10 protein-coding genes are annotated in these 6,755 nt (G+C 65.5%); 1 reads left to right on the forward strand and 9 read right to left on the reverse strand.

Annotated elements, in window-relative coordinates:
* Window positions 1-72: 72 nt before the first annotated feature.
* From AC50X7_RS18400 to AC50X7_RS18420, 5 genes are all read right to left on the reverse strand, one after another.
* A complete protein-coding gene (locus tag AC50X7_RS18400) occupies window positions 73-861 on the reverse strand; it encodes a type IV toxin-antitoxin system AbiEi family antitoxin (protein ID WP_494980345.1) in 789 nt (262 codons plus the stop codon).
* A gap of 268 nt (window positions 862-1,129) precedes the next feature.
* Entirely contained in the window at window positions 1,130-1,423 is a 294-nt protein-coding gene (locus AC50X7_RS18405) for a DUF503 domain-containing protein (protein ID WP_494980336.1), read from the reverse strand.
* A 31-nt stretch (window positions 1,424-1,454) separates the two neighbouring features.
* Entirely contained in the window at window positions 1,455-1,772 is a 318-nt protein-coding gene (locus AC50X7_RS18410; protein ID WP_494980337.1) for a putative quinol monooxygenase, read from the reverse strand.
* Window positions 1,769-2,308 (reverse strand): DUF1990 domain-containing protein, encoded by a 540-nt coding sequence (locus tag AC50X7_RS18415; RefSeq protein ID WP_494980338.1) that lies wholly within the window; start codon window positions 2,306-2,308, stop codon window positions 1,769-1,771. The genes AC50X7_RS18410 and AC50X7_RS18415 overlap by 4 nt, the downstream gene beginning before the upstream one ends.
* 11 nt (window positions 2,309-2,319) lie before the next feature.
* Window positions 2,320-2,736, reverse strand: coding sequence for an MmcQ/YjbR family DNA-binding protein (locus tag AC50X7_RS18420; RefSeq protein ID WP_494980339.1), 417 nt, complete (start codon window positions 2,734-2,736; stop codon window positions 2,320-2,322).
* Window positions 2,737-2,781: 45 nt separating this feature from the next.
* Between AC50X7_RS18420 and AC50X7_RS18425 the strand changes: the two genes are divergently transcribed.
* Complete coding sequence (locus AC50X7_RS18425) at window positions 2,782-3,810, forward strand: isopenicillin N synthase family dioxygenase (RefSeq protein ID WP_494980340.1); 1,029 nt, start codon at window positions 2,782-2,784, stop codon at window positions 3,808-3,810.
* A gap of 12 nt (window positions 3,811-3,822) precedes the next feature.
* Here the strand turns inward: AC50X7_RS18425 and AC50X7_RS18430 are convergent, their stop codons facing one another.
* The 4 genes from AC50X7_RS18430 to AC50X7_RS18445 form a co-directional block, all read right to left on the reverse strand.
* Window positions 3,823-4,248 carry a CoA-binding protein gene (locus AC50X7_RS18430; protein ID WP_494980341.1) on the reverse strand — a complete coding sequence of 142 codons (426 nt, stop codon included), beginning with the start codon at window positions 4,246-4,248 and terminating at the stop codon, window positions 3,823-3,825.
* 44 nt (window positions 4,249-4,292) lie between these two features.
* On the reverse strand, window positions 4,293-5,216 hold the full coding sequence (locus AC50X7_RS18435; protein ID WP_494980342.1) for a hypothetical protein: 924 nt from the start codon (window positions 5,214-5,216) through the stop codon (window positions 4,293-4,295).
* On the reverse strand, window positions 5,213-5,764 hold the full coding sequence (locus tag AC50X7_RS18440; RefSeq protein ID WP_494980343.1) for an RNA polymerase sigma factor: 552 nt from the start codon (window positions 5,762-5,764) through the stop codon (window positions 5,213-5,215). The genes AC50X7_RS18435 and AC50X7_RS18440 overlap by 4 nt, the downstream gene beginning before the upstream one ends.
* Window positions 5,765-6,057: 293 nt before the next feature.
* Complete coding sequence (locus AC50X7_RS18445) at window positions 6,058-6,408, reverse strand: YegP family protein (protein ID WP_494980344.1); 351 nt, start codon at window positions 6,406-6,408, stop codon at window positions 6,058-6,060.
* Window positions 6,409-6,755 lie beyond the last annotated feature (347 nt).

The following is a 6,755-nucleotide window of genomic DNA, read 5'->3' on the forward strand; positions in this document are numbered from 1 at the left end:
CCCCCCCCTACTCCCCCCCCCCCCCCCTCCCCCCCCCCTCCCCCCCCCTCGCCGGTGTGGGGCAATCGATGCTTAACGCCGCAGCCGCCAGCCGGCCTGGACCAGCGCAACCTGGACTTTGGCCGCGGCCGGCTTCGCGTCGTTGACCATGTGTCGCTTGGAGATCCGGACTTCGGTCCATCCCAAGGCTAAGTAACGTTCCGATCGCGCGATGTCCCGGACAATTTGCCCCTCCTCGCCGTGCTGTTCACCCTCGTACTCGATCCCGATCCGATACTTCCGATAGGACAGATCCGGCTCGTGATGCCTGGTGCCGTCCTCGGCGATGACTGGCACGTTCAGCTCCGGTTCTGGCAGCCCGGCGCGAACGATAGCGAGCCGGAGGAGCGTCTCCTGTGGCGAATCGCTTCCCACTCTGATGAGCTTGATGGCTTCCTTGGCCCTGCGCAAACCACGTTTTCCCTTGTGCCGGTCGATCATTAGCTGAAGATCGGCAAGGCTGCAGAGAGGCATGTCCCTGCCTTCAAGAGCAGCGCGCGGAACGCGGACACAACTGTCCCCCATGGCGACAAGGTCATCAACAGAGAGCGATTCCGCCATATCAAGCCATGTGCGCTCCGGAGTGGTCACAGGGACCCCGTCCACTGTGGTCACCTCGTCTTCGTAGAGTTTCATACGGTGCACAATCACGTGGGGCCTGTTCAGGTGCGCTTCACCTTCCGGGCGGATGATGTGGTGCATGTCGGCTGTTTGCTTTCGCACCCGCGGGAGCGAAAGGAGCTCAGCAGCGGTGAGGTGTGATGCGGCGCATCGCTTGTTAACCTCGATGAAAGGCTGCACCCTGACGGTCAACGGAAGCATCGCCGTCGGGCCCTGCGCCCGGATACTCTTGCCGAGGCGGGTTAGGGACCGGTGCTGCAATTGCTTTGGTGATACTCCCGCGCGTTCAGCTGCGGCAACAGTGAACGGGCGGCCCTGGAGATCCTCCGGAAGGGGGCGTGCGGTCTTCATCGCACCATCAGAACAGATTTGCGTCAGGTGCCGCAGAAGTTATCCACACCCCTCATCGAGTGCTCCATAAACGCCGTTTTGGGAGGTCAAAAGGGCCGTTGTGGAGCAATCGATGGAATCAGTCCTCGCTGTGGTGGTCCCGCTGCCTCGCGCTGAGGAGCTCGATTTCGGGCCGTCCGGCCACAAAGCGTTCGACGGCGTCGAGCACCTCCACGAGGTGCGCCCGGTCCGCTGCCACGAGGCCGGCGCCCACCTGTGAGCGCCGGTACTGGTCGTGATAGCCCACCTCAGCGACCGAAACGTCGTAGCGGCGCTTGATGTCAGCGAGCAGGGGCCTGATGACGGAGCGTTTCTCCTTCAGGCTTTGGACGTCGCCCAGGAGGATGTCGAATTCGATCCAGCCGATCCACATGGCTTCAGCCTAACCAGATACGGCCAGGCGGCTAGATGCTGAGCTCGCCCATTTGGTCCCAGCCCTCGCCGTCGAGCTGGCGGCTGATGATCCTTGGAGTCTCAGCGAGGGCCTGGGGCATGTCCGCCATGGCCTGCTTAAAGTGTGCGCTGTTGACGTGGTTGCCTGCGGCGTCGTCCTTGAACGCTTCCACCAGGACGTACTCGTTCGGGTCCTCCAGGCTGCGGGACCAGTCAAACCACAGGTTGCCCGGCTCCTGCCGGGTGGCCTGGGTGAAGTCGGCCACCAAGGCAGGCCAGCGCTCCGACCATTCGGGCTTGACCTTGAACTTAACGACAATGAAGATCACGGGGATTTTCCTTCCACGGCGAGTTGGCGTGCCCCTTCAATGTACCGGGAAGTGACGTGGCGCTGCGTTGCCCGCGTGACCACTCCGCCTGCGGCGTAAAACCAGCTGCCCGGTTTGCTGAATGCCCGGATTCGAAGGAGAACTTCGGCACCTCCGTTGATCTCCACCTCGAAGGATTCTTCGCCCCGGGCCGGATGCCCGGGCAACGCTCCGTACCCGAATCCGGCCGATTGAGGCATGCCCGCCGGCAGGGGTTCGCGGGCCCACACCACCTCGCAGGGCGCGTCCAGCCGGAAGGGCCCGACGCCGAAGCCGCTCACCACCCTCGCCCCGGGCACCACACGCGGCGAATCAGTGCGGACCCGGAGGCCTGCACGCCGCTGCAGCTCCCATGAGAGCATGCCGGCGGCCACCTGCTGGTAAGCGCTCATGCCGCTGCCGAGGTGAACCTCCTCCAGCACAGTCGCGTACCCCTCCGGCGCCGCACCGTGCTCCGTGCCCCCGATGCCGGGGTAGTTCAAATCACCATCTGCCATGCGCTTGGTTCTCACAGATTTTCTCCCCTTGCCCTTGCCAGGCGGGCCCAGCCAAGCTGCTCCTGCTGCTTCCGGCTGAGGCCTGCCACCACCAGGTCGTAGGAGTCCTCCACCATGTCCCGGACCATGTCATCCGGCAGCCCGCCATCCAGGCGAACGCCGTTCCAATGCGTCTTGTTCATATGCCACGCTCCGGTGATTTCGGGGTGTACCGTGCGCAGCTGGGCAGCCAGGGTGGGCTCACACTTGAGGTTCACGTAAAAGTCCTGGGAGTCCATCGAGGACAAGGCAAAGAGCTTGGCCTCATGCCGCGCACCGCCGGCAACATCTGCCCGGACCTTGTATACGGCTGTCTCCGGCCCGAACGGGTAATCCTCGTACGCGCCGGGAAACGAGAGGCAGATTTTCCTCAGTGCAGCAGGGTCCATGCAGGAAGCCTACAAAGCCTGCCCTTGCGGTGCTAGTCTGCGAGGATGTCACACGATCAGGGGGCCATACCTGTTCTGGACCTGGGCAGGGCACGGCAGGACGACGGTTCATTCAGCCCGCACTTTATTGAGCAGCTTCGGTACGCCACCCACAATGTGGGCTTCTTCCAGATCACCGGCTACGGCGCCACGCCCGGCCAGCCTGAACGCCTGCTGGACCTTATCAGGCGGTTTTTTGCCCTGCCGCTAAAGGAGAGGATGAAGCTGGACAACCGGCTTTCACCCCATTTCCGCGGCTACACCAGGATGGGTACTGAGGTGACCCAGGGGCGGGCGGATGCCCGCGAGCAGATCGACTATTCCCCCGAGCGGGAGCCGGTCACGGACTATCCGGCGGACAAGCCATACTGGCTGCTCCAAGGCCCCAACCTCTGGCCCGGGGACTCCTTCCCGGAGCTCAAACCGGCGGCCATGGAATGGGCGGAACTGATGTCCGCTGTTGGCATGGAGCTGCTCCGCGCCATCGCCGTCTCGTTGAAGCTGCCGGAGAACTATTTCGATGAGCCGTTCCAGGGTTCTCCGGCCTGGATGGGCAAGCTGGTCCACTACGTTGGCGGAGTAGTGGAGGCCGCAGGTGACCAGGGTGTGGGCTCGCATGCGGACTACGGTTTCGTTACGCTCCTGCTGCAGGACGATGTAGGGGGGCTTGAGGTCCTGCCGCCCGGGGCCACCGGGTGGGCGCCTGTGGAGCCAATCCCGGGAGCCCTGGTGGTGAACCTGGGCGAGATGCTGGAGGTAGCCACCGAAGGCTATCTGGTGGCCACCATCCACCGGGTGCAGGCGCCGCCCCCTGGTGTGGACAGGTACTCCGTCCCGTTTTTCTGGTCTCCCCGGCTTGATGCCGTGATCGATCCCGTCCCCCTGCCGCCCGAGCTGAAGGCTGAAGCACGGGGAATTTCCGACGACCCCGCCAACCCGCTGTTGGCCTCGTTCGGGATGAATATGCTCAAGGGCAGGATGCGCGCACACCCCGACGTCACGGAGCGGCACTATCCGGAGCTGCTGCAGCGCTGAAGCGCGGGCCCGTCAGAGGTTGTATTTCCAGGCCTGCTGGGCGGGGCAGGTGTCCATCACGACGTCCAGCCCGGCGGCCTTGGCCCGCTCGGCCGCAGCCTCGTCGATGACCCCCAGCTGGAGCCACACCGCTTTCGCCCCGATGGCGATCGCCTGGTCCACCACGTCCCCCACCTTTTGGGAGTTCACAAAGCAGTCAACGACGTCGATGGGATGCTTTTCAGCGGGGATGTCGCCCAGGCTCCGGTAGCCGGTTTCCCCGTGCACCGGCTCGCCCGGGAGGTTGACCGGGATGATCTCCATCCCCAGGCGGTCGCGGACGAAAAGCGACGTATCGTAAGCGGCCCGCCATTCATTGGGGGTTAGGCCAACGATGGCCCACCGCCCTTTGGTCCGCATCAGGCGTTCGACGACGGCAGGATCATTTTTGTGCCCCATACGCCTAGCCTACGTGGCCGGGAAGGCAGGCCGGGTGAACGACGTCATCGTGGCGGTTCCGGGGTGAACCTCTGCAGCGATTTCGTCCCGGGCAGAGCCTTGACGGCCGCTCCGGCGGCAGCATCTGAGCCCTGCCTGATAGCTTCCGTCCCCGAATCCACCCGTGCCCCCGGGACCGCTGGAGCCTCGTGCTTCGACTCGCGCCGGGCGCCGGCGGCCTGGGCCGCCGCCTGCTCAGGGAGCCCGGCAGAAGCGCCCGGACTTTCCCGTTCCGCAGCCCCGGCGTCGCTCTTCCAGGAATCCGAGGCCGGGCCCTGCCCGCCGCCTCGTTGTGCCCCGGCGTTCCCGTGCGCCGGCTGCCCTTGCGTGTTCGGTACCGGGGCTTCCGGGACGCGGGGCGTGTCGAAGCGGTCCTCCGCGGCGGGAGCGATTGCAGGTGATCCACCAGCAGTGGCGATTTCTTCGCTGACGCCCGGTTGCGGTTCACCCTGCACCGTTGCATCCGGGTCCTCGTGTCCGTCCAGGGCATCCGGCGGCAGCGCGGTCGCAAGGGCGTCCGTCACAAGAAGAGTCCAGGCGGGAGCCCAGTCTTCAAGCAAGTGCTGGATAAAGGGGCCGGAATGTCCGGGGACCGGAGCACTGGCGGCTACCCCGGTCACCCCAAGTCCCATCCCGGCCATCAGGGCGAGGCCAACCACAGTGGGCCGGTGTGCCCGGAGCCCCCGGCGCTTCGCGAGTTCGTCCCCGGGCCCGCTGTCCGATATACCGCCGGCGTCATCCGCGCCGCCGGCGGACCCGTCCTCTGATTCCGCCAGCAGCGCGGCCAGTTTCCCGGACGGGGCCGGTGTTGGCAGCGACGCCAGCGATCCCAGTACAAGAAGGGCGGCGCGCAGCTCGGAGTCCTGCACTTGTCCGGCGTCGAGGAGCATTTCCTCCACCATGTCCGGCAGGTGATCAGCGTGGGTCATGGCCGCAGGTACTCCTTCACTGCCGAAAGTTCGCGGAGTTTCCCCAGCGCACGCCGCTGAAGTTGCTTCACGGCGCCGGGGGTCCTGCCCATGGCTGCAGCTGTCTGCTCAACGGTGTGTCCGGCAACGAGGCGTAGGGCCAAGACCTGGCGCTGATCCTGCGGCAACCCGTCCAGCAGGTTCAGGACCTCGCGTGGCGAAATGCGCTGGAGGGCTTCCGCCTCGGCCGACGAGTCTTCGCGGTGGTCCAGATCGGGCTCAAAAGGCAGCTTGGCAGGCGTACGGCTTTGGCGTCGATGGTCGTCAACCATCCGCGCGTGGGCCACGGAAAAAATAAACGTACGGAGTCCTGCGGCACCTCCATGGACCGTGTCGAGCCGAGGCAGAACGGAGAGGAACACTTCCTGCATGGCCGCCTCCGGATCTTCGACTCCCCGGGCGGTGAGATAACCCAGGACCTGTGATGCATAGGTCCGATAAACAACGCTGAAGGTGGACACCCCGGCGGCTTGTTCCCGCAGGGTCCCATCTGTCAGTGCATCAGTCACGGACGTAGCGCTTTCAGTCAGAGAGGGGGTCAAGTGAAGGGAAGGCTGGATTCCAGTTCCCGGAACGCCTTTTCCCTGCATCACTTTACCGCCCAGTAACCGATGCCCGTGCCCGCCGCACGTGCGTCGCGGCTGGCCGGACCAGCCGTTTCCGCCACCGGAAAGAGAAAGTGCCGGCCTGGAACGTGATGGGGGACAAGTTCCAGACCGGCGCTACATAGGGGTAATCGCTGCAAGCGCCTCAAGGGTTACGCCGTGCAGGAAAAAACTTCAAAAACTTTTTGGCCGTGCCTTCAACGGGCTATTGCCGTGGTCCAGCGGGGCTTGGTTCCCTGCCTGCGTGGTCCTTTCGCCAAAACGAACGTGTGTCCGGCGGCAGTGCGCCGGTCCTCGCAGTCAGCCGGCGCGGCCGCCGGCGCCAACACAAGAGCCCCCGCGCGTGCCGGACGTGCAACAGCACCGGCAGGGCAAAGGTCGGTGACCAGCCCGGTGCCGGCGCACTCCCGGACAGCGGCAATTCCGGCAGCAAGGGCGGCTTTGTCCTCGAAGGGGCCGGAGATGGCCATCACTGCGCCATCCGGCGCCAGCAGCCGGAACCTGAAGAACGATTCTTGATCAACAAATGCTTCGAACTTTCCGGCCATAACGAATCCTTCCGTTCTGCGGGTCCCGTCCTGCCTGTGGGTCCGTGGGCGGCGTCGTCGGCGCCCGGCTGACCGGGCACATGGCTGGCCCTGTTCCGCGGCTGTGATCGAACATTCGGTGAACCGGTCACCGGGTGTACCAAAGAGTCTCGCGGTTGCGCCCGCGGCCTGGCAAGGGCTGCCGGGTAAACCCTGTGTAAATTGCAAAGACCCGGCCAAACAGCAGCGGGGGGGGGGGGGGGGGGGGGGGGGGGGGGGGGGGGGGGGGGGGGGGGGGGGGGGGGGGGGGGGGGGGGGGGGGGGGGGGGGGGGGGGGGGGGGGTGGGGTGGGGGAACACGGATCGGAG

Source organism: Pseudarthrobacter sp. Hb11, assembly GCF_059383655.1.